This window comes from Streptomyces sp. NBC_00234 (genome assembly GCF_036195325.1).
Taxonomy (GTDB): Bacteria; Actinomycetota; Actinomycetes; order Streptomycetales; family Streptomycetaceae; genus Streptomyces.
In genome coordinates this window covers 4,783,695-4,803,645 of record NZ_CP108101.1, presented here as the reverse complement: position 1 = coordinate 4,803,645, position 19,951 = coordinate 4,783,695, and the positions used below count along the sequence as shown (strand labels likewise).

Below are 19,951 nucleotides of genomic sequence, written 5' to 3'. Positions count from 1 at the left end.
TGCGCGCCGCGTGCGGTTCGTCAAGGCCCCTCAGCCAGGAGGTGGTCCCGGAGATCCCCTCCAGGTGCCTCAGAACGCCTGCTGGCGGCCCCTGAGAGGCGCACGGCGAAGATCACGATACTCGTCAGCGGCAGAAGAGCAAGGCAGCCGCCACGGGTACGCCAAAGGGCGACCACCCGAATGGGTGATCGCCCTTTGCGATGTGACATCCCCGCCTCGCGGCAGGGACGGTCCTGAGGAGTCAGATGACTCGCAGGATCACTTGACCTCGACGGAGGCGCCGGCGCCCTTGAGGGACTCGGCAGCCTTCTCGGCGGCCTCCTTGGCGACCTTCTCGAGGACGGGCTTCGGGGCGCCGTCCACGAGGTCCTTGGCCTCCTTGAGGCCCAGGGAGGTCAGCTCGCGCACGACCTTGATGACCTGGATCTTCTTGTCACCGGCGGCGGTGAGGATGACGTCGAACTCGTCCTGCTCCTCAGCGGCCTCGGCAACGGCGCCCGGGCCGGCGGGGCCGGCAACGGCGACGGCCGCGGCGGCGGTGACGTCGAACTTCTCCTCGAACGCCTTAACGAACTCGGAGAGCTCGATGAGGGTGAGCTCCTCGAACTGAGCGAGCAGGTCTTCCTGGCTGAGCTTCGCCATGATGGCGTCCTTCCACTAATTCGGCAGGTGCCGGATGTATATGTCGGCGGGCGTACGTGGTGCCCGCTGGACTACCGAGTGGTTACTCGGCAGCCTCGGCGGGAGCCGGCGTACCGGCACCGCCCTGCTCGGCCTTCTTGGCGCGAAGCGCTTCCGCGGTGCGGACGAACTTCGACGGCAGAGCCTGGAAGAGCTGCGCAGCCTGAGTCTGCTTGCCCTTCATGGCGCCGGCCAGCTTGGCGAGCAGAACCTCGCGGGACTCGAGGTCCGCGAGCTTCTTGATCTCATCAGCGGTCAGCGCCTTACCATCAAGGACACCGCCCTTGATGATGAGGTTCGGGTTGTCCTTGGCGAAGTCACGAAGACCCTTCGCCGACTCCACCGGGTCACCGGTGATGAAGGCAACCGCCGTCGGACCTGCGAACAGGTCGTCCAGCGTGTCGATCCCGGCCTCGTTGGCCGCAATCTTGGTCAGCGTGTTCTTCACCACGGCGTACTGGGCGTTCTCACCGAGCGAACGACGCAGCGTCTTGAGCTGCGCCACGGTGAGACCCCGGTACTCGGTCAGCACAGCGGCGTTCGAGCTGCGGAACTGGTCCGTCAGCTCGGCTACCGCGGCAGCCTTGTCGGGCCTTGCCATGAGCGTCGGCCTCCTTCCGGGTGATGAGGACCGCTCAGAAGGGGCCGGGAAAAACAAAACGCCCCAGCACAAGTGCCAGGGCGTAGCTCAACCGCACGAAGTCCGGGAGCTTTCCACAGTCACCTGCGCAGGTCGTCCGTTCTTCACGGATCCTTCGGTCACCGGTCCCTCTTGCGAGAGCACAGCAACGACCAGCGGTCTTTGGCTTCTTCAGGAGAGTACGTGACCCGGGGCTCGCGGAGCAAATCCGTCCCGGTTCGAGTGGTGCGGGAGGTTTGGAACGCGCTGTCCGGGTCCCCGGAGGCCCACGAAAGCGTCTCCGGGGATACGGGGACGGGCCCCGCACCTCGGAAGGTGCGGGGCCCGTCGGAATGCCGTGACGCGGCTACCGGGTGAGCACGGGGGCTCAGACGGAGGCCGGGTCCTCCTCGACGAGGAGGTTGCGCACGCGGTTGGAGTCCAGCGGGATGCCGGGGCCCATCGTCGTGCTCATGACCGCCTTCTTGATGAAGCGGCCCTTGGCGGCGGACGGCTTCAGACGGAGGATCTCCTCGAGCGCCGCGGCGTAGTTCTCGACCAGCTTCGTGTCATCGAAAGAAACCTTGCCGATGATGAAGTGCAGGTTCGAGTGCTTGTCGACGCGGAACTCGATCTTGCCGCCCTTGATGTCGTTGACAGCCTTGACGACATCGGGGGTGACGGTGCCGGTCTTCGGGTTCGGCATCAGACCACGCGGACCGAGCACGCGGCCCAGGCGGCCGACCTTGCCCATGAGGTCCGGGGTGGCGACGACGGCGTCGAAGTCCAGACGGCCCTTCGCCACCTCGTCGATGAGCTCGTCGGCGCCGACGATGTCGGCGCCCGCGGCTTCCGCTGCCGCAGCACGGTCACCGGTCGCGAAGACCAGGACCCGGGCGGTCTTGCCGGTGCCGTGCGGGAGGTTCACGGTGCCACGGACCATCTGGTCGGCCTTGCGAGGGTCAACACCCAGGCAGAACGCGACCTCGACGGTGCCGTCGAACTTGGTGGCGGCGGTGTCCTTGGCGAGACGGACGGCCTCGAGCGGGGCGTAGGTGCGCTCCCGGTCGATCTTGGCGTCCGCAGCGCGGAGGTTCTTGCTGCGCTTCACTTCTACTCCTGTGGTTTCAGAGTGTGGAGTCGTGGTGCGGACCAGCGCTTGGTCCTACCACTGAGGGCTTGAAGGGCTGGATCAGCCTTCGACCGTGATGCCCATGGAACGGGCGGTGCCAGCGATGATCTTCGACGCGGCGTCGAGGTCGTTGGCGTTCAGGTCGGGGAGCTTCGTCGTGGCGATCTCGCGAACCTGGGCAGCCGTCAGCTTGGCAACCTTGGTCTTGTGCGGCTCGCCGGAGCCCTTGTCCACACCCGCGGCCTTGAGGATCAGCTTGGCGGCCGGCGGAGTCTTCGTGATGAAGGTGAAGGAGCGGTCTTCGTAGACCGTGATCTCCACCGGCACGACCATGCCACGCTGCGACTCGGTCGCGGCGTTGTAGGCCTTGCAGAACTCCATGATGTTGACGCCGTGCTGGCCCAGTGCGGGGCCGACCGGCGGAGCCGGGTTGGCCGCACCGGCGTTGATCTGGAGCTTGATAAGCCCCGTGACCTTCTTCTTCTTGGGAGGCATTGCTCTCTCCGGGTCCTAGTGAGAGTTTTTCGCCGTCATCCGGTCATCCGGATGCAGGCATACCGCACAACGATAACGGGTATAGCTGCGCGACCAAAAACCGAGCAGGTCAGACGGCTGCGAGAGCCTGTCTGACCTGCTCGGTAGGCATGTGTCCAGAAACCTGCGGAAGCTGCTAGTTCTTCTGGATCTGGTCGAAGCTGAGCTCGACCGGGGTCTCGCGACCGAAGATCTCGACGAGGCCCTTAACCTTCTTCGAGTCGGCGTTGATCTCGTTGATCGTCGCCTGCAGTGTCGCGAACGGGCCGTCGGTGACGGTGACCGAGTCGCCCACCTCGAAGTCCAGAACCTGGACCTCGACCTTGCGGGACGGAGCCGGCTTGCCCTCGGCCTCGGCGGCCTCGCGGGCTGCCTTCTCCTCGGCCTCGGGGGCGAGCATCTTGACGATCTCGTCGAGGGTCAGCGGGTACGGGTCGTAGGCGTTGCCCACGAAGCCGGTGACGCCGGGCGTGTTGCGGACAACACCCCAGGACTCGTTCGTCAGGTCCATGCGCACCAGGACGTAACCCGGGAGCTTGTTCTGACGGACGTTCTTCCGCTCACCGTTCTTGATCTGAACGATCTCTTCCTCGGGGACTTCCGCCTGGTAGACGAACTCCTCGACGTTGAGCGAAACCGCACGCTGTTCGAGGTTGGCCTTCACGCGCTTCTCGTAACCGGCGTACGTGTGGATGACGTACCACTCGCCGGGGAGAGTGCGGAGCTCCTCGCGCAGGGCGGCGACGGGGTCGACGGGGGCGGCCGGCTCGGCCTCTTCCTCGTCGGCGCTCTCGTCGTCGGCGGCCTCGGCCACCTCTTCGTCGGACTCCTCGTCCGCGGACTCTTCAGCGTCGGACTCGACGTGCACGGCGGCCTCCTCGGAGGGCTCACCCGCGGCTTCGTCGGCAGCTTCGGCCTGGTCGGGCTCCACGGAGTCCGCCGCCTCAACGATGTCGAGCTCGTCCTCGGCGGACTCGACGGCGTCCACCGTAGGCTCGGCGGCGTCGTTCAGGTTCGGGTCAGACACGATGGCTGCTTCTTCCTGGATACAAATGGCTGGAACATGCGAAAGGGGCGCCTGTGAGGCGCCCTTCGCGGGATCAGCCGAAGACGTACTTGATGACCCGCGCGAATCCGAAGTCAATCACGGTAACGAGACCAATCATGACGACTACGAACACAATCACCACGGATGTGTACGTCGTCAGCTGATTGCGAGTCGGCCAGACGACCTTGCGCAACTCGGCGACGATCTGGCGGTAGAACAGCGCGAGCCGGCCCAGGGGGCCCTTCTTGCCGCGCTTGCCGCCCTTCCGAGTCTTCTTCTTCGACTCGGGGACTTCATCCTCAGCATCAGGCATGTCGATGGAGCCCACGGCGTCCGTCACGCTACTCACCTGATTCCGGGTCGTGGCCGTGCCGCGCCCGGGGGAGCCGCACGACTGTGCAATGAAGTACGTACATGCGCACACATCCTGGCGAAGACGTGTGTAGCAGGGCCGGAGGGACTTGAACCCCCAACCGCTGGTTTTGGAGACCAGTGCTCTACCAATTGAGCTACGACCCTTTGTGGTTTCCACCAACCTACCGCATCCCCCGGAATGAACCAGAAGCTGAAACGGTGCGGCTGGTGAAGGCCAACGACAGGTGAGTGTACGTGCTCAACGCCGCTGCGTCGAACAGATAGGAACCGACCGGTCCTGTCCGCATGCTGTCCGAGTCCTGTCCGGTCCCTGAAACCCGTGTGCCGACGGCTTTTCCGGTCTGGGAGCATGGGCGCCATGAGCGCTGCAACTTCTCCCTCCGAGCGTCGGGTCTCCGCCCGCGTCGGTGCGATTTCCGAGTCCGCGACCCTCGCCGTCGACGCCAAGGCCAAGGCCCTGAAGGCCGCCGGCCGTCCGGTGATCGGCTTCGGCGCCGGTGAGCCCGACTTCCCGACGCCCGACTACATCGTCGAAGCCGCGGTCGAGGCGTGCCGCAACCCGAAGTACCACCGCTACACCCCGGCCGGCGGGCTCCCGGAGCTCAAGGCCGCCATCGCAGAGAAGACGCTGCGCGACTCCGGCTACGAGGTCGACGCCTCCCAGGTCCTGGTGACCAACGGCGGCAAGCAGGCCATCTACGAGGCGTTCGCCGCGATCCTCGACCCGGGCGACGAGGTCATCGTCCCGGCGCCCTACTGGACCACCTACCCGGAGTCCATCCGTCTCGCCGGCGGTGTCCCGGTCGAGGTCGTGGCCGACGAGACCACCGGTTACCGGGTCTCCGTCGAGCAGCTGGAAGCGGCGCGCACCGAGCGTACGAAGGTCGTTCTCTTCGTCTCGCCGTCCAACCCGACCGGCGCCGTCTACAGCGAGGCCGACGCCGAGGCGATCGGCCGCTGGGCCGTCGAGCACGGCCTGTGGGTGCTGACCGACGAGATCTACGAGCACCTCGTCTACGGCGACGCCACCTTCACCTCGCTCCCGGCGATCCTCCCCGAGCTGCGCGACAAGTGCATCGTGGTCAACGGTGTCGCCAAGACGTACGCGATGACCGGCTGGCGCGTCGGGTGGATCATCGGCCCCAAGGACGTGGTGAAGGCCGCGACCAACCTGCAGTCGCACGCCACCTCGAACGTCTCCAACGTGGCCCAGATCGCCGCGCTGGCCGCCGTCTCGGGCAACCTGGACGCGGTCGCCGAGATGCGTACGGCCTTCGACCGCCGCCGCCAGACCATCGTGCGGATGCTCAACGAGATCGACGGCGTGCTGTGCCCGGTGCCGGAGGGCGCGTTCTACGCGTACCCCTCGGTGAAGGAGCTGCTCGGCAAGGAGATCCGCGGCAAGCGTCCGGCCACCTCGGTCGAGCTCGCGGCGCTCATCCTGGACGAGGCCGAGGTCGCCGTCGTACCGGGTGAGGCGTTCGGTACGCCGGGCTACCTGCGGCTCTCGTACGCGCTCGGTGACACCGACCTCGTCGAGGGTGTCTCGCGGCTCCAGAAGCTGCTGGGCGAGGCCAAGGACTGACCGCTCCCCGTCGCACAGGCAGACCCCCGGACTCCGGTCCGGGGGTCTGCTTTTTTGTTCGAGGACAGTCCCAAGAGGGAAAGCGGCTACCGCGACGGCCCGCCCGTACGGCAGGATCTTGGGATGGAGCGTGATGTACGGCTGTTGCCCAAGGCCCACCTGCACCTGCATTTCACCGGGTCGATGCGACCCACGACGCTGCTCGAACTCGCCGACAAGTACGGCGTGCGCCTGCCCGAGGCGCTGACCGGTGGCGAGCCGCCGAGTCTGCGGGCGACGGACGAGCGGGGCTGGTTCCGTTTCCAGCGCCTCTACGACATCGCCCGGTCCTGTCTGCGGGCGCCGGAGGACATCCAGCGGCTCGTGCGCGAGACCGCCCAGGAGGACGTCGCGGACGGCTCTGGGTGGCTGGAGATCCAGGTCGACCCAACCTCGTACGCCCCGCTGCTGGGCGGGCTGATTCCGGCGATCGAGATCATCCTCGACGCCGTGGACTCCGCGGCCCGGGACACCGGGCTGGGTATCCGGGTCGTGATCGCCGCCAACCGCATGAAGCATCCGCTGGACGCGCGCACGCTGGCGCGGCTGGCCGTGCGGTACGCGGACCGCGGTGTCGTCGGCTTCGGGCTCTCCAACGACGAGCGCCGCGGTATGGCCCGTGACTTCGACCGGGCCTTCGCCATCGCCCGCGAGGGAGGGCTGCTCGCGGCCCCGCACGGCGGCGAGCTCTCCGGCCCGTCGAGCGTGCGGGACTGTCTGGACGACCTCGACGCCTCCCGGATCGGGCACGGCGTGCGGGCCGCCGAGGACCCGCGCCTGCTGCGCAAGCTGGCCGAGAGCGGGGTGACCTGCGAGGTCTGCCCGGCCTCCAACGTGGCGCTCGGGGTCTACGAGAAGCCGATGGACGTCCCCATCCGCACGCTGTTCGAAGCGGGCGTACCGATGGCGCTCGGCGCGGACGATCCGCTGCTCTTCGGCTCCCGGCTGGCCGCCCAGTACGAGCTCGTACGGCGCCACCACGCCTTCACCGACGAGGAACTGGCCGAGCTGGCGCGGCAGTCCGTACGGGGGTCCGCGGCGCCCACGGACGTACGCGAGAAGCTGCTCGGCGGGATCGACGACTGGCTCAGCTGCTGATTCCGCGCAGCAGGGTGCGGGCGACCGAGGCGGCGAACTCGTCCAGCGGCTGCGGGGGCGTGCCTCCGGGCAGCATGTCGTAGGCGAAGGCGCGCTGGGAGCAGGCGCCCAGGAGCAGGGACGCGGCGGCGTAGGTGTCGGCCTCGGGGTGGATGCGGCCTGCCCTCTGCTCGGCGCGGAGATAGGCGTCGACGCCCTGGATCGGTTTGTGCGGGCCGGTGCCCAGCTCGCGCATGGCGGCCTCGTGCCGGCGCTTGAGCCGGGGCTCTGCGTACAGGGACGCGGCCATCGGGAACGTCTGCTCGTAGAAGAGTGCGGCTCTGCGGGCGATCTCGGTCAGGTTCGCCTCGACGGTGCGTGCGCCGGGGTCTTCCGTGAGCTCGCTCAGGAGCGTGCCGAGCCGGGGCAGCCGCTCGCCGAGCACGGTCACGAAGAGCTCTTCCTTGCTGCCGAAGTACTTGTAGAGCGCCGCCTCGGAGCAGCCTGCCGCCTTGGCGATCTCCTTCGTCGTCGCCCGTGCGAGGCCGATGCCGAGCATGAGTTCGTGGGCGGCCTCGACGATGCGGACCCGGGCCGGCTTCTGCTCCATGCGTGCTCCAACCAACCTTGACGAGCGGGTGAGTATCCACTCACTCTAGAGGTGAGTGAACACTTACCCACCCTGGAGGGTGCGCCATGAGACTCACAGTGTTCGGGGCCACGGGAGCCATCGGCCGGCAGCTCGTGCGGCAGGCGTCGGAGGCGGGGCACGAGGTGACGGCCGTGGTCCGTGACCCCGCCCGGCTCCCGGAGGGCCTGGCCGCGGCGGACCTCCACGCGGTGGTGCGGCTCGACGACGCGGCGGCGGTCCGCGGGGCGGTGGCGGGACGGGACGCGGTGCTCTCGGGCCTCGGCTCGCGCGGCAGGAAGGCCGACGGGGTAGCGGAGCGGCTGACCGGGCAGGTGCTGGGGGCCATGGAGGCCGAGGGCGTACGGCGGCTGCTGGTGGTCAGCGCGGCGCCGGTGGGCCCGGAGGCGGCGGACGAACCGCTGCTGGACCGGGCGATGCGCAGGGCGATCGGGGCGGTCCTCAAGGACGTGTACGCCGATCTGACGCTGATGGAGGCCGCGTTGGCGCGCAGCACGACGGACTGGACGTCCGTACGGCCGCCGAAGCTGACCGACGGGCCCCGCACGGGGGTGTACCGGACGGTCGTGGGTGGCACGCCCCGCAGCGGCCGGTCCATCTCGCGGGCCGACGTGGCACACGCGATGCTGGCGCTGATCGACGAGCCGGCGGCCCTGAAGCAGGGCGTGGGCATCGCCTACTGAGCGGCCCGCGCGCCCTACAGGCCGACGCCGACCGTCACGGGCTCGTTGACGAGCGTGACACCGAAGGCCGCGTGGACACCGGCCACGACCTCGCGGGCGAGGGCCAGGAGGTCCTCGGTGGTCGCGTCGCCCCGGTTGGTGAGGGCGAGGGTGTGCTTGGTGGAGATACGGGCCGGGCCCGTGCCGTACCCCTTGGTGAAGCCGGCCTTGTCGATCAGCCAGGCCGCGGAGGTCTTCGTGCGGCCATCGGCGGCGGGGAAGGCGGGAGGCGTCACGCCGTCGCCCAGGCGGTCCTTGGCGCGGACGAGGAACGCCTCGTACTGCTCCGGGCCGAGGACGGGGTTGGTGAAGAAGGATCCGGCCGACCAGGTGTCGTGGTCCTCGGGGTCCAGCACCATGCCCTTGCCGGCACGGAGTCGCAGGACCGTTTCGCGGGCAGCCGCGGCGGGAACGCGGTCGCCCTGCTCCACGCCCATGGCCCGCGCCGTCTCCGCGTAGCGCAGGGGCGCGGACATCCCGTCCGCGTCCTCCAGCTCGAAGCGGACGCGAAGCACCACGTAGCGGTCGGGTTCGGCCTTGAAGCGGCTGTGGCGGTACGAGAAGGCGCACTCGGCGTTCGGGATGGTGACCGTCTCGCGGGTGCGGCGGTCGTAGGCGACGACCTCCGAGATGGTGGAGGACACCTCCTGGCCGTACGCGCCGACGTTCTGGATCGGTGTCGCACCGGCGGAGCCCGGAATTCCGGCGAGGCACTCGATGCCCGCGAGACCCGCCTCGACCGTCCGGGCGACGGCGTCGGTCCAGACCTCGCCGGCGGCCAGCTCCAGCGTCGTACCGGACAGGGCGAAGCCCTTGGTGGCGATGCGCAGCGCGGTGCCTTCGAAGCCCTTGTCGCCGATGACCAGGTTGGATCCGCCGCCGATCACCAGGAGCGGGGTGGACGTCTCGTCGGCCTCGCGCACGGCGGCGACCACCTCGGCATCGGTGGTAGCCGTGAGGAGGCGGGCCGCGGGTCCGCCGAGCCGGAAGGTGGTCAGGGGGGCGAGGGGGGCGTCGTGGAGTTCCTGCACGGGGACAAGAGTACGGTCCGTGGGCCCGCCGCTCGGGCGGGGCCACGGACCGTGGGCGTGGAGCGGCCGGTCAGGCGGCGACGGGCGTCCGCTCACGCACCGGCTCCGGCTCCGGGTTGCCGGCGGCGCGGCGGCCGGGGATCAGCAGGGCGACGAGCGCGGCGAGGGCCACCACCGCGGCGCCGATCCAGAGGGCCGGAACCGTTCCGTCCGAGAACGCCTGGGGGGACTCGTACCCGCCCTGGGCCGAGAAGACGGACGCGAGCACGGCGACCCCGAGCGCGCCCCCGACCTCCCGCAGCGCGTTGTTGGCTCCGGAGGCGATGCCCTGCTCGCCGCTGCGGACGCTGGACATCACGAGGCTGGCGGCGGGCGCGAAGTACATCGCCATGCCGATACCGCCGATGATCAGGCCCGGCAGCTGGGCCGCGTAACTCACATCGGGCGCGAGGACCATCGCGAAGAGCCCGAGGCCGACGGCCTGGAGGGTGAGACCGGCCACGACGACCGGGCGGCCACCGAAACGGTCGGAGAGATAGCCGGCTATCGGGGCCACCAGCATCGGCATCCCGGTCCACGGAAGCATCCGGAGACCGGCCTCGGTGGGCGAGTAGCCGAGCCCGTTCTGGAGGAACTGGCTGAGCAGGAAGATCGATCCGAACATTCCCAGGAACATCAGCATGCTGGCGATGTTGATCCCGAAGAAGGCGCGGTCGCGGAACAGCCGCATGGGGAGCATCGGGTTCTTGGCGGTGAAGCCGTGGAACACGAACACGATCAGGAGCGCCGTTCCCGCGATCAGGCCGGTCAGGACGGCGGGACTGGTCCAGCCGTCGGCCGTGGCGCTGACCAGCGCGTAGACGATGCCGAAGAGTCCGCCGCTGACGAGCAGGGTGCCGGGGACGTCGAGCCGGGCGTCCGGGGCGTACGACTCGCGCAGGCGCAGCCGGGCCAGCGGGAGCAGGGCCAGGCCGATCGGGACGTTCAGCCAGAAGATCCACTGCCAGGAGATGTGCTCGGTGAGGCTGCCGCCGATGAGCGGCCCGCTGGCCACGGCGAGGCCGGTGACGGCGCTGAAGATGCCGAGGGCCATGCCGCGCCGGGCGGCCGGGACTGCCGCGGTGAGCAGGGTGAGGGTCAGCGGCATCATGATCGCCGCGCCGACGCCCTGCACGGCGCGGAAGGCGATGAGCTCGTTGATTCCGGGCGAGAGGGCGGCTGCGGCGGAGGCGCCGGTGAAGACGGTGAGGCCGGCCAGGAAGAGCCGGCGGCGGCCGAACCGGTCACCGAGTGCGGCGCCGAACATCAGCAGGACGGCGAAGGTGAGCGTGTAGGCGTTCACCGTCCATTCGAGTTCCTCCAGTTCACCGCCGAGGCTCTCGCGGATCGAGGGCAGGGCGGTGGTCACGACGAGGTTGTCGAGCGCGGCCATGAAGCCGGCGACGCTGGTGATGACGAGGGCCCAGACGGCTCCCCCGCGACTGGCTGTGTGCTGGTCCACTGCTCCCCCAAGGGGTTAGTTATTGATTACTAACTTTCATGGGCAGAAAACCGGGCGGAACCCGGGCCGCGCCGTTCCCATCCACCCGGCGGGAGAGTCCACCGGGCGGCGAATCCGTCAGATGGTGGGCCTGACAGGTGACGGGTCTGTCAGGTGACGGGCCTGGCCGAGGGGTAGAAGCCGGACCAGACCCGGTGGTCCGCCGGGAAACCCAGCGAGGCCAGGGTGTTGACGAGCATTCCGTACGCCAGGAACGTGGTGGTCTCGTTCTGGTCCGCGCCCAGGACGACGTGGATCTCGTCCCACATCAGCTCCCAGCCCCTGCGCACCGATTCGCCGAACTCGTGGTCCCCCGACGCCTCGGCCGCCGCGATGGCCGCGTACATCTGCATCTGCATCAGCAGCTTGTCGGCGTCGTCGACGATGAGCCGCTGGTACGCCGCCGCCATGGAGTGGAGGGCTTCCTCCCCCTCCAGCCCCTCCGTGGCGTCCATGAACACCTTCCGGGTGTCCGCGAGGCAGCGCTCGGAGGCGGCCAGGAACATGGCCTGCTTGTTCGGGAAGAGCCGGAACAGATACGGCTGCGAGACGCCCACGCGCTTGGCGATCGCCTCGGTGGACGTGCCGTTGTAGCCCCCGCGGGCGAACTCGGTGATCGCCGCACGCACCACGCTCTCGCGCCGGTCCTCTGCACTCATCCTTGCCATGAAGCTAAGTTATTGCTCAATCACTAACTTGGCAAGCGGGTATCCGGAGCACGTGTACCGCCGGAGGAGACGCGTAAGGGGCGCCCCTTCAGGAGGGGCGCCCCTTACTCACAGCTACCGGACTCAGGCGAGCCGGACCACGGCGCGGGACATGCCCAGCACCTTCTTGCCGTCGCTCATGGCCGTCAGGTCCACCCGCACCTGGTTGTCGCCCAGCAGGGCGGCCACCTTGGCACTGACCTCGACCAGCGCGCCCTTGTCGTCGTTCGGGACGACGACCGGCTTGGTGAAGCGCACCCCGTACTCGACGACCGCTCCGGGGTCACCGGCCCAGTCCGTGACCACCCGGATCGCCTCGGCCATGGTGAACATGCCGTGCGCGATCACGTCGGGCAGCCCGACCTCGAGCGCGAACTTCTCGTTCCAGTGGATCGGGTTGAAGTCACCCGAGGCACCCGCGTACTGCACGAGCGTGGCGCGGGTGACCGGGAAGGACTGCGCGGGCAGCTCGGTACCGACCTCGACCGACTCGTAAGCGACCTTCGCCGTCATCACGCCTCCTCGGCGGCGCGGGCCACCAGCTTCGTCCAGGCGGTCACCACGTGCTCGCCGGCCTCGTCGTGGACCTCACCGCGGATGTCCACGATGTCGTTGCCCGCGAGGGACTTGATGCCCTCGATGGTCGAGGTGACCGTCAGCCGGTCCCCCGCCCGCACCGGACGCACGTACGCGAACTTCTGGTCCCCGTGCACCACGCGGCTGTAGTCCAGGCCCAGCTGCGGGTCCCGTACGACATCCCCCGCGGCCTTGAACGTGATGGAGAAGACGAAAGTGGGCGGGGCGATCACATCGGCATGACCGAGAGCCGCCGCGGCCTGCGGATCGGTGTACGCGGGATTGGCGTCACCCACCGCCTCGGCGAACTCACGGATCTTCTCCCGGCCGACCTCGTACGGCGCGGTGGGCGGATAAGTCCGTCCCACGAAGGACTGGTCGAGCGCCATGGGCTCGCTCCCTCCTGATGTAAAGACGAATGGGCCGGAGTACAGCCCTCGCAAACGACACGAGGCCGCCCCCAATGGGGACGGCCTCGTGTACGAGCCTGTTTAGCGGGTTTCGCGGTGCGCAGTGTGCGAGTTGCAGCGCGGGCAGTGCTTCTTCATCTCAAGACGGTCCGGGTTGTTACGCCGGTTCTTCTTGGTGATGTAGTTCCGCTCCTTGCACTCCACGCAGGCCAGCGTGATCTTCGGGCGGACGTCGGTGGCAGCCACGTGAGTGCTCCTTGGACGGACGGATGGACGGATGAACGCAAAAAAGAGTAGCCGATCGAAGGACCGACCCCACAATCGGCTACCGTAAGTAGCGGTGACCGGACTTGAACCGGTGACACAGCGATTATGAGCCGCTTGCTCTACCGACTGAGCTACACCGCTTTGATGACGAGTCCCCCCGCCGAAGCGGGGTTTCCCGATCACCAGAGCCCCAATGCGGAATCGAACCGCAGACCTTCTCCTTACCATGGAGACGCTCTACCGACTGAGCTATTGGGGCGAGCGATGAAGACATTACACGGTCTGTCGCCGATCGCCCAAATCCGTTTCCGCGGCCTTCTCCGCGGCGTCGACCGGACCCGTCCCGGACCCCTTGATCAGGCCCTTGACCAGGCACTTGATCGGACTCTTGATCGACCTCCCGATCGGCCTCCCGGCGGGCCCCCACCGGGGACTCGCACAGGGGTTCCGGTCGCGGAGCCGGAGAGCGGTACGGCACGTTCCCGGGACACCCCGCCTCCTGCCGCACCCAGGGGTCACGCGCGTCCCGCAAGGCCACACCGGTACGACTATTTCGCTCCTCATCGAAGCGGACCGGGTACCCCCCTAGGCTCGACTCACTCTGTGTGATCTTGCCCCCCTCCTCCAGGAGCACGATGCCCGACAGCCAGCCGCGGCGGCCCGACGACAGCGCGGCCGACGGTGCCGGTGCGGCCGGCCCCGCGAGCAGCCCCGACGCCACAGCCGCTCCCGACGCCGCACTCGTCCTGTGCGGCGCCGGGCTCACCGACGGCCGCATCGTGGACGTACGGCTCAGTGGCGGCCGTATCGAAGCCGTCGGCACCGCGGGCAGCCTGACCGCCCGGGGCGCCCGTGTGGACCTGCGTGGCTACCTGCTGCTCCCGGCCCCCGCCGAACCCCACGCGCACAGCGACACGGCGCTCACCGCCGACAGCGCCGGGCCGGACAGCCAGGGCCCGGCGTCCCACCTCGCCGAGGACATCCAGCGCCGCGCCACCGAGGCCGCGTTGCTCCAGGTCGGGCACGGCGCGACCGCGCTGCGCTCCCACGTGCGCATCGGGGACGTCCAGGGGCTCGCCCCGCTCGAAGCCGTCCTCCAGGCCCGGCGTGCGCTGCGCGGGCTCGCCGACCTCACTCCGGTCGCCGTGCCCCGCCTGCTCACCGGCGTCGCGGGCGCCGACAGCCTCGCCATGCTGCGCGACGCCGTGAAGATGGGCGCGGGCGTGGTCGGAGGCTGCCCCGACCTCGATCCCGACCCGGCCGGCTACGCCGAGGCCGTCCTGGAGATCGCCGCCGAGCACGGCTGCCCCGTGGATCTGCACACGGACAGTGACGATCCGGCCCGGCTGGCCCGGCTCGCCGCCATGGCGGCCGGACTGCGGCCGGGCGTCTCCATCGGCCCCTGCGGCGGTCTGTCCCAGCTGCCCCTCGAAGCCGCCGTCCGCGCCGCCGACCAGCTCGCCGCCGCCGGAGTGACCGTCATCTGCCTCCCCCAGGGCGGCTGTTCCGGCGTCGAGCGCCGGGGTTCCGCGCCCGTACGGCTGCTGCGGGCCGCCGGGGTCCGGGTCGCGGCGGGCAGCGGGGCACTGCGGGACGTCGCCAACCCCGTGGGCCGCGGCGACCCGCTCGAAGCCGCCTACCTCCTGGCCTCCCAGCACGGCATGCGCGCCGAGCACGCCTACGAGGCCGTCTCGGCGGCTGCCAGGGCGGCCATGGGGCTTCCCGAGGTACGCGTCGAGGCGGGCTTCCCCGCGGAGCTCCTCGCGGTGCGCGGGGAGCGGCTCTCCGGCGTGCTCTCCCTCGCGTACAGCCGGATCGTGGTCCACCGGGGCCGGGTGGTCGCGCGGACCAGCGCCGTGCGCGAGTACTGCGACTCGGAGGCGACCGTCCCACTCGACCTCCCACGCCAGGGCCGCCCCGAGAAGGGCCCTCCTTCGGGTGGCCCCTGCGCACCGGAAGGAGGGCCCGGCAAGGGTCCCGGCTGCGGCTCGTGAGCACGCTCGCCCGCTGCGGCGTACGGTCGGGGGCATGCGCATTGTCATCGCAGGTGGACATGGTCAGATCGCGCTGCGGCTGGAGCGGCTGCTCGCTGCGCGCGGAGACGAAGCGGTCGGAATCATCCGCAATCCGAAACAGGCCGACGCCCTACGGGAAAGGGGCGCCGAACCGGTCGTCCTCGATCTCGAATCGGCCTCCGTCGAGGAGACCGCGGAGGTGCTGCGCGGCGCCGACGCCGTGGTGTTCGCCGCCGGAGCGGGCCCGAACAGCGGCACCTCCCGCAAGGACACCGTCGACCGGGGGGCAGCGGTGCTCTTCGCCGACGCGGCGGAACGGGCGGGCGTGCGGCGCTACGTGGTGGTCTCGTCCATGGGCGCGGACGCCGGCCACGCGGGCAACGAGGTGTTCGACGTGTATCTGCGCGCCAAGGGTGCGGCCGACGACTACGTACGCTCCCGGCCCTCACTGGACTGGACGATCCTGCGTCCCGGCATGCTCACGGACGACGCGGGCACCGGCCTGATCCTCCTGGCGGCCTCGACCGGCCGCGGCCCGGTGCCGCGCGACGACGTGGCGGCCTCGATCGTGGAACTCCTGGACACCCCGGCCAGCGCGGGCCTCACGCTGGAACTCATTTCCGGGAACGTGCCGGTGACGGTCGCGGTGAAGGACATCGCGGGCAACTGACAGCCCCTGCCGGAAACATGAAGAAACCCCCGCCGATCTGCTTGTCAGCAGGTCGACGGGGGTTCCCCGTTCTGTGGCGGCGCCAGGGTTCGAACCTGGGTAGGCTGAGCCGGCAGATTTACAGTCTGCTCCCTTTGGCCACTCGGGCACACCGCCTAGAACAGCGCCTGGGCAGTCCGTGAGGACCCCCTGGGCGACGACGTAAACGATACCCGATGACTGGGGGTGCTCCGCTACCCAATTGATCAGCACTCCGGACGAGCCGGGATGGCTAGGCTTTGGGCGTACGTCACACGCATTCGACGCAAGGAGCCACACGTCATGGCCGACTCCAGTTTCGACATCGTCTCGAAGGTCGAGCGGCAGGAGGTCGACAACGCCCTCAACCAGGCCGCCAAGGAGATCTCCCAGCGCTACGACTTCAAGGGCACGGGCGCCACGATCTCGTGGTCCGGCGAGAAGATCCTGATGGAGGCGAACGGCGAGGAGCGGGTCAAGGCCATCCTCGACATCTTCCAGTCCAAGCTGGTCAAGCGCGGTATCTCGCTGAAGGCGCTGGACGCGGGTGAGCCGCAGCTCTCCGGCAAGGAGTACAAGATCTTCGCCACGATCGAGGAAGGCATCTCCCAGGAGAACGCCAAGAAGGTGGCGAAGATCATTCGCGATGAGGGTCCCAAGGGCGTCAAGGCGCTCGTCCAGGGCGACGAGCTGCGGGTCAGCTCGAAGAGCCGGGACGACCTGCAGACCGTCCAGGCGCTGCTGAAGGGCAAGGACCTCGACTTCGCGGTGCAGTTCGCGAACTACCGGTAGTCCGGTCGCTGCCGTGCGGCAGTCGCGGGCGGGGCGGGCGTGCCGGTCGGCAGTCCGCCCCGTATTCGTTCCGGTCGCGGTCTCCGCGGACGTCGGACGCGATGTCCGAATACCGCCGGTCGCGGGCCGTTGCGGGTCGCAGACTCGGCAGGGCAGCAAGCGATACGGGCAAGGAGCGTGAGGGTCATGACGATGTACGCGAGGGTGGGCAGCCCGCTGGGCGAGCTTCTGCTCGTCGGCGAGAGGGCCTCCGGGGCTGCTGGTGCGGCGTCCGGTGTGGCCCTGGTGTCGCTGTCCCTGCCGGGCCAGAAGGGTGGCTCCACGGTCCAGGACGGATGGCTCCACGCCCCGGAGGCGTTCGCCGGAATCGCCGGACAGCTCGCGGCCTACTTCGAGGGACGGCTGACCCGCTTCGACGTCGCGTACGCCGATGGGGTCGGCACGGACTTCCAGCGGCGTGTCTGGAAAGCGCTGGACGCGATCCCGTACGGGGAGACCGTGTCGTACGGCCAGGTGGCCGAGCAGGTCGGCTCCCCGGGGCCGGGGGTGCGGGCGGTGGGAACGGCGATCGGGCGCAATCCGCTGCTGATCGTCCGGCCCTGTCACCGGGTCATCGGCGCGGACGGGGCGCTGCGGGGCTACGCGGGCGGGCTGGAGCGCAAGAAGCAGTTGCTGGGGCTCGAGGGGGCTCCGGTGGACGGCCCCGGACGGGTCGCGGGGTGACGCGTCCGCGCGGGTGAGGGAGAAGGGTGGTGCCTCGGTGTCAGGTCTCTTTCCACGGCCCCGGGCCGTCGTCGCTCCGGGTGCCGTCCATGTGCCCGAGTGGCTTTCTGAGGAGCAGCAGCGGGAGTTGGTCGAGGCGTGCCGCGAGTGGGCCCACGGGCCCGTGCCGCTGCGGCACACGGTGCTGCCGGCCGGTGGCGTGATGTCGGTCCGGACGGTGTGCCTGGGGTGGCACTGGCAGCCGTACCGCTATTCCCGTACCGCGGACGACGTGAACGGCGCCCGGGTGGCCCCGTTCCCCGTCCGGCTCGGCGAGTTGGGGCGGGCGGCGGTGGCGGAGGCATACGGGGACGCGGGCACGGCGGAGGCGTACGCACCGGACGCCGCGCTGATCAACTTCTATGACGGTGCCGCGCGGATGGGCATGCACCAGGACAAGGAGGAGCGCTCCGGCGCTCCTGTGGTGTCGTTGAGCATCGGTGACCGGTGCGTGTTCCGCTTCGGGAACACCGAGGACCGTGGACGGCCCTACACGGACGTGGAGTTGGCCTCGGGCGATCTGTTCGTGTTCGGCGGGCCGTCGCGTTACGCGTTCCACGGGGTGCCCAAGGTGTACGCCGGGACAGCCGATCCCGCGAGCGGGATGCGCGGCGGGCGGCTCAACCTGACGCTGCGCGAGACCGGGCTCGCGGGGCCCGGCGGTGGCTTGGACGACCGGCCCCAGGGTCAGACACCGCGCGGCAGACGGAAGTGTGACGACCGGCCCTAACGGGTGGCGAACGGCTGGTCCGAGCGGACGATCTCCTTGCCGAGCGGCATCAGCGAGACCGGGATGAGCTTGAAGTTCGCGATGCCCAGCGGGATTCCGATGATCGTGATGCACAGGGCGATGCCCGTGAAGATGTGGCCGAGGGCGAGCCACCATCCGGCGAGGATCAGCCAGAGGACGTTCCCGACGCAGGAGGGGGCGCCCGCGTCATGGCGGTCCACGACCGTGTAGCCGAAGGGCCAGAGGGCGTAGATGCCGATGCGGAACGCGGCCAGCCCGAACGGGATGCCGATGATCGTGATGCAGAGCAGGAGTCCCGCGGTCACGTAGCCGAGGAACATCCAGAAGCCGCAGAGAATCAGCCATATGACGTTCAGAATTGTCTTCACGGGCGATGACCTGCCATCTGCTCGAGTCGGGCAATGCGTTCCGCCATCGGCGGGTGCGTCGAGAACATCTTGGACATACCGCGGCCGGGTCGGAACGGGTTCGCGATCATCATGTGACTCGCGGTCTCGATCTTCGGCTCGGGTGGCAGCGGAAGCTGTTTCGTACCTGCTTCGAGCTTACGCAGAGCGCTCGCGAGGGCAAGTGGGTCGCCGGTGAGCTGGGCTCCCGAGGCGTCCGCCTCGTACTCCCGGGAGCGGCTGACGGCGAGCTGGATCACCGAGGCCGCGAGCGGGCCGAGGATCATGATCAGCAGCATGCCGAAGAGCCCGGGGCCCTCGTCGTCGTTGGACCGGCCGACAGGAATCAGCCAGGCGAAGTTCACCAGGAACATGATCACGGAGGCGAGCGCGCCCGCGACCGACGAGATGAGGATGTCGCGGTTGTAGACGTGGCTCAGCTCGTGCCCCAGCACCCCCCGGAGCTCGCGCTCGTCGAGGATCTGGAGGATGCCCTCGGTGCAGCACACGGCCGCGTTGCGCGGGTTGCGGCCCGTCGCGAACGCGTTGGGCGCCTGGGTCGGGGAGATGTAGAGCCGGGGCATGGGCTGCCGGGCGGCGGTCGAGAGCTCACGGACGATGCGGTAGAGCTGTGGCGCCTCGAACTCGCTGACGGGCCTGGCCCGCATGGCGCGGAGTGCGAGCTTGTCGCTGTTCCAGTAGGCGTAGGCGTTGGTGCCGATCGCGACGACGAGGGCCACGATCAGCCCCGTACGGCCGAAGAAGCTGCCGATGACGATGATGAGTGCTGACAGGCCCCCGAGGAGTACGGCGGTTCTCAGCCCGTTGTGCCGGCGGTGCACGGTACGCCCTCCAGATGGTGCGGCAGGGGAACCCTTTGCTTGGTGGTGCTCCACTCCCCAGTGGAGCCTCCCGTACTGGTCAACGCCAGGCGGGGAAAGCTAGTTCCCTTGTGCGCGCGGGCGCAGGCATGGGCCGTCCGGGTGGCCGGCCGCTGCCTGCGCCGTGTTCGGAGGGCGCGGTCGCGACTGCCTCAGCGCTGGGCGGGAAGACCCGCGAGCGCCAGCGCCTCGTGGTCGGGCTCGACCTCGCTGGTGCAGTGGCCGCAGCGGGAGGCGACGGCCGGGATCTCCGAGAAGCAGCGGGGGCAGTCGCGCAGGGCGGCCTTGATGTCGGCCTTCTTCTCTTCTTCCTTGGTCGTGAATCGGTTCTGCACCTTGGCCATCGGCACGACGACGCAGAAGTAGAGGACCGCGGCGGTGATGAGGAAGGCGATGGCGGCGGCCAGGAACTTTCCGTACGGGAAGATCGCGCCCTCGACGCTGAACTCCGCCGCGCTGAAGTCACCCACGGAGCCGGTGGCGAGACCGATCAGCGGGGTGATGAAGGCCGTGCTGAAGCCGGTGACGACGGCCGTGAAGGCCGCTCCGACGGCCAGGCCGATGGCCATCGAGATGACGTTCCCGCGCAGGATGAAGTCCTTGAACCCGTTCAGCACCGCTTTGCTCCTCTTTGCTCGATACGTGACGTATGCAGGCAAGACCATGCCGTGTGGCGGCTGCTCC

General features: G+C 69.2%; 24 protein-coding genes and 4 tRNA genes. 8 read left to right on the top strand and 20 right to left on the bottom strand.

Features of this window, described 5'->3' with window-relative positions:
* Positions 1 to 258: 258 nt before the first annotated feature.
* The 7 genes from rplL to OG230_RS21255 form a co-directional block, all read right to left on the bottom strand.
* On the bottom strand, positions 259 to 642 hold the full coding sequence (rplL, locus tag OG230_RS21285; protein WP_328905315.1) for a 50S ribosomal protein L7/L12: 384 nt from the start codon (positions 640 to 642) through the stop codon (positions 259 to 261).
* An 82-nt stretch (positions 643 to 724) separates the two neighbouring features.
* Complete coding sequence (gene rplJ / locus OG230_RS21280) at positions 725 to 1,282, bottom strand: 50S ribosomal protein L10 (protein WP_328905314.1); 558 nt, start codon at positions 1,280 to 1,282, stop codon at positions 725 to 727.
* Positions 1,283 to 1,688: 406 nt separating this feature from the next.
* Positions 1,689 to 2,411, bottom strand: coding sequence for a 50S ribosomal protein L1 (gene rplA / locus OG230_RS21275; RefSeq protein WP_328905313.1), 723 nt, complete (start codon positions 2,409 to 2,411; stop codon positions 1,689 to 1,691).
* Between the two features lie 81 nt (positions 2,412 to 2,492).
* Positions 2,493 to 2,927, bottom strand: a complete 435-nt coding sequence (gene rplK, locus OG230_RS21270; protein ID WP_010058817.1) for a 50S ribosomal protein L11 — start codon at positions 2,925 to 2,927, stop codon at positions 2,493 to 2,495.
* 175 nt (positions 2,928 to 3,102) lie between these two features.
* Entirely contained in the window at positions 3,103 to 3,993 is an 891-nt protein-coding gene (gene nusG / locus OG230_RS21265) for a transcription termination/antitermination protein NusG (protein ID WP_328905312.1), read from the bottom strand.
* A gap of 73 nt (positions 3,994 to 4,066) precedes the next feature.
* A complete protein-coding gene (secE, locus tag OG230_RS21260) occupies positions 4,067 to 4,354 on the bottom strand; it encodes a preprotein translocase subunit SecE (RefSeq protein WP_328905311.1) in 288 nt (95 codons plus the stop codon).
* Positions 4,355 to 4,460: 106 nt separating this feature from the next.
* Positions 4,461 to 4,533: transfer RNA gene (locus OG230_RS21255), tRNA-Trp, on the bottom strand.
* Positions 4,534 to 4,747: 214 nt separating this feature from the next.
* Between OG230_RS21255 and OG230_RS21250 the strand changes: the two genes are divergently transcribed.
* Positions 4,748 to 5,974: a pyridoxal phosphate-dependent aminotransferase gene (locus OG230_RS21250; RefSeq protein WP_328905310.1), complete on the top strand. Its 1,227-nt coding sequence runs from the start codon at positions 4,748 to 4,750 to the stop codon at positions 5,972 to 5,974.
* 123 nt (positions 5,975 to 6,097) lie between these two features.
* The gene (locus tag OG230_RS21245) at positions 6,098 to 7,111 is read left to right on the top strand and encodes an adenosine deaminase (RefSeq protein WP_328905309.1); all 1,014 of its coding nucleotides are present in this window, start codon (positions 6,098 to 6,100) and stop codon (positions 7,109 to 7,111) included.
* Here the strand turns inward: OG230_RS21245 and OG230_RS21240 are convergent.
* Positions 7,101 to 7,700 carry a TetR/AcrR family transcriptional regulator gene (locus tag OG230_RS21240; protein ID WP_328905308.1) on the bottom strand — a complete coding sequence of 200 codons (600 nt, stop codon included), beginning with the start codon at positions 7,698 to 7,700 and terminating at the stop codon, positions 7,101 to 7,103. The genes OG230_RS21245 and OG230_RS21240 overlap by 11 nt on opposite strands.
* Before the next feature lie 86 nt (positions 7,701 to 7,786).
* On the opposite strand from OG230_RS21240, the gene OG230_RS21235 reads away from it, so the two are divergent.
* A complete protein-coding gene (locus tag OG230_RS21235) occupies positions 7,787 to 8,422 on the top strand; it encodes an NAD(P)-dependent oxidoreductase (protein WP_328905307.1) in 636 nt (211 codons plus the stop codon).
* A gap of 14 nt (positions 8,423 to 8,436) precedes the next feature.
* Here OG230_RS21235 and OG230_RS21230 read toward each other — a convergent pair whose 3' ends face one another.
* The 8 genes from OG230_RS21230 to OG230_RS21195 all read right to left on the bottom strand — a co-directional run bounded on the left by OG230_RS21230 (position 8,437) and on the right by OG230_RS21195 (position 13,251).
* A complete protein-coding gene (locus tag OG230_RS21230; RefSeq protein WP_328905306.1) occupies positions 8,437 to 9,492 on the bottom strand; it encodes a UDP-N-acetylmuramate dehydrogenase in 1,056 nt (351 codons plus the stop codon).
* 70 nt (positions 9,493 to 9,562) lie between these two features.
* Entirely contained in the window at positions 9,563 to 10,993 is a 1,431-nt protein-coding gene (locus OG230_RS21225; RefSeq protein WP_328905305.1) for an MFS transporter, read from the bottom strand.
* Between the two features lie 149 nt (positions 10,994 to 11,142).
* Positions 11,143 to 11,691 (bottom strand): TetR/AcrR family transcriptional regulator, encoded by a 549-nt coding sequence (locus OG230_RS21220; protein ID WP_328911477.1) that lies wholly within the window; start codon positions 11,689 to 11,691, stop codon positions 11,143 to 11,145.
* A gap of 132 nt (positions 11,692 to 11,823) precedes the next feature.
* Positions 11,824 to 12,252 (bottom strand): MaoC family dehydratase, encoded by a 429-nt coding sequence (locus OG230_RS21215; protein ID WP_328905304.1) that lies wholly within the window; start codon positions 12,250 to 12,252, stop codon positions 11,824 to 11,826.
* Complete coding sequence (locus OG230_RS21210) at positions 12,252 to 12,704, bottom strand: MaoC family dehydratase N-terminal domain-containing protein (protein ID WP_328905303.1); 453 nt, start codon at positions 12,702 to 12,704, stop codon at positions 12,252 to 12,254. The genes OG230_RS21215 and OG230_RS21210 overlap by 1 nt, the downstream gene beginning before the upstream one ends.
* Positions 12,705 to 12,806: 102 nt before the next feature.
* Positions 12,807 to 12,971, bottom strand: coding sequence for a 50S ribosomal protein L33 (gene rpmG, locus OG230_RS21205; protein WP_003956487.1), 165 nt, complete (start codon positions 12,969 to 12,971; stop codon positions 12,807 to 12,809).
* A gap of 89 nt (positions 12,972 to 13,060) precedes the next feature.
* Positions 13,061 to 13,133 (bottom strand) — tRNA-Met (locus OG230_RS21200).
* Positions 13,134 to 13,178: 45 nt separating this feature from the next.
* Positions 13,179 to 13,251 (bottom strand) — tRNA-Thr (locus tag OG230_RS21195).
* A gap of 376 nt (positions 13,252 to 13,627) precedes the next feature.
* On the opposite strand from OG230_RS21195, the gene OG230_RS21190 reads away from it, so the two are divergent.
* Entirely contained in the window at positions 13,628 to 14,986 is a 1,359-nt protein-coding gene (locus OG230_RS21190) for an amidohydrolase family protein (protein WP_328905302.1), read from the top strand.
* A 34-nt stretch (positions 14,987 to 15,020) separates the two neighbouring features.
* On the top strand, positions 15,021 to 15,677 hold the full coding sequence (locus tag OG230_RS21185) for an SDR family oxidoreductase (protein ID WP_328905301.1): 657 nt from the start codon (positions 15,021 to 15,023) through the stop codon (positions 15,675 to 15,677).
* Positions 15,678 to 15,751: 74 nt separating this feature from the next.
* Here the strand turns inward: OG230_RS21185 and OG230_RS21180 are convergent.
* Positions 15,752 to 15,833 (bottom strand) — tRNA-Tyr (locus OG230_RS21180).
* Positions 15,834 to 15,998: 165 nt separating this feature from the next.
* Between OG230_RS21180 and OG230_RS21175 the strand changes: the two genes are divergently transcribed.
* The 3 genes from OG230_RS21175 to OG230_RS21165 all read left to right on the top strand — a co-directional run bounded on the left by OG230_RS21175 (position 15,999) and on the right by OG230_RS21165 (position 17,979).
* Entirely contained in the window at positions 15,999 to 16,487 is a 489-nt protein-coding gene (locus OG230_RS21175) for a YajQ family cyclic di-GMP-binding protein (RefSeq protein WP_328905300.1), read from the top strand.
* A 186-nt stretch (positions 16,488 to 16,673) separates the two neighbouring features.
* Positions 16,674 to 17,210, top strand: a complete 537-nt coding sequence (locus OG230_RS21170; protein ID WP_328905299.1) for a methylated-DNA--[protein]-cysteine S-methyltransferase — start codon at positions 16,674 to 16,676, stop codon at positions 17,208 to 17,210.
* Between the two features lie 37 nt (positions 17,211 to 17,247).
* On the top strand, positions 17,248 to 17,979 hold the full coding sequence (locus OG230_RS21165; protein ID WP_328905298.1) for an alpha-ketoglutarate-dependent dioxygenase AlkB family protein: 732 nt from the start codon (positions 17,248 to 17,250) through the stop codon (positions 17,977 to 17,979).
* Here OG230_RS21165 and OG230_RS21160 read toward each other — a convergent pair.
* From OG230_RS21160 to mscL, 3 genes are all read right to left on the bottom strand, one after another.
* On the bottom strand, positions 17,976 to 18,368 hold the full coding sequence (locus OG230_RS21160; protein WP_328905297.1) for a YccF domain-containing protein: 393 nt from the start codon (positions 18,366 to 18,368) through the stop codon (positions 17,976 to 17,978). The genes OG230_RS21165 and OG230_RS21160 overlap by 4 nt on opposite strands.
* Positions 18,365 to 19,228: a zinc metalloprotease HtpX gene (gene htpX / locus OG230_RS21155; RefSeq protein WP_328905296.1), complete on the bottom strand. Its 864-nt coding sequence runs from the start codon at positions 19,226 to 19,228 to the stop codon at positions 18,365 to 18,367. Before htpX ends, OG230_RS21160 begins: the two co-directional genes overlap by 4 nt.
* Before the next feature lie 191 nt (positions 19,229 to 19,419).
* The gene (mscL, locus tag OG230_RS21150; RefSeq protein ID WP_328905295.1) at positions 19,420 to 19,884 is read right to left on the bottom strand and encodes a large conductance mechanosensitive channel protein MscL; all 465 of its coding nucleotides are present in this window, start codon (positions 19,882 to 19,884) and stop codon (positions 19,420 to 19,422) included.
* Positions 19,885 to 19,951 lie beyond the last annotated feature (67 nt).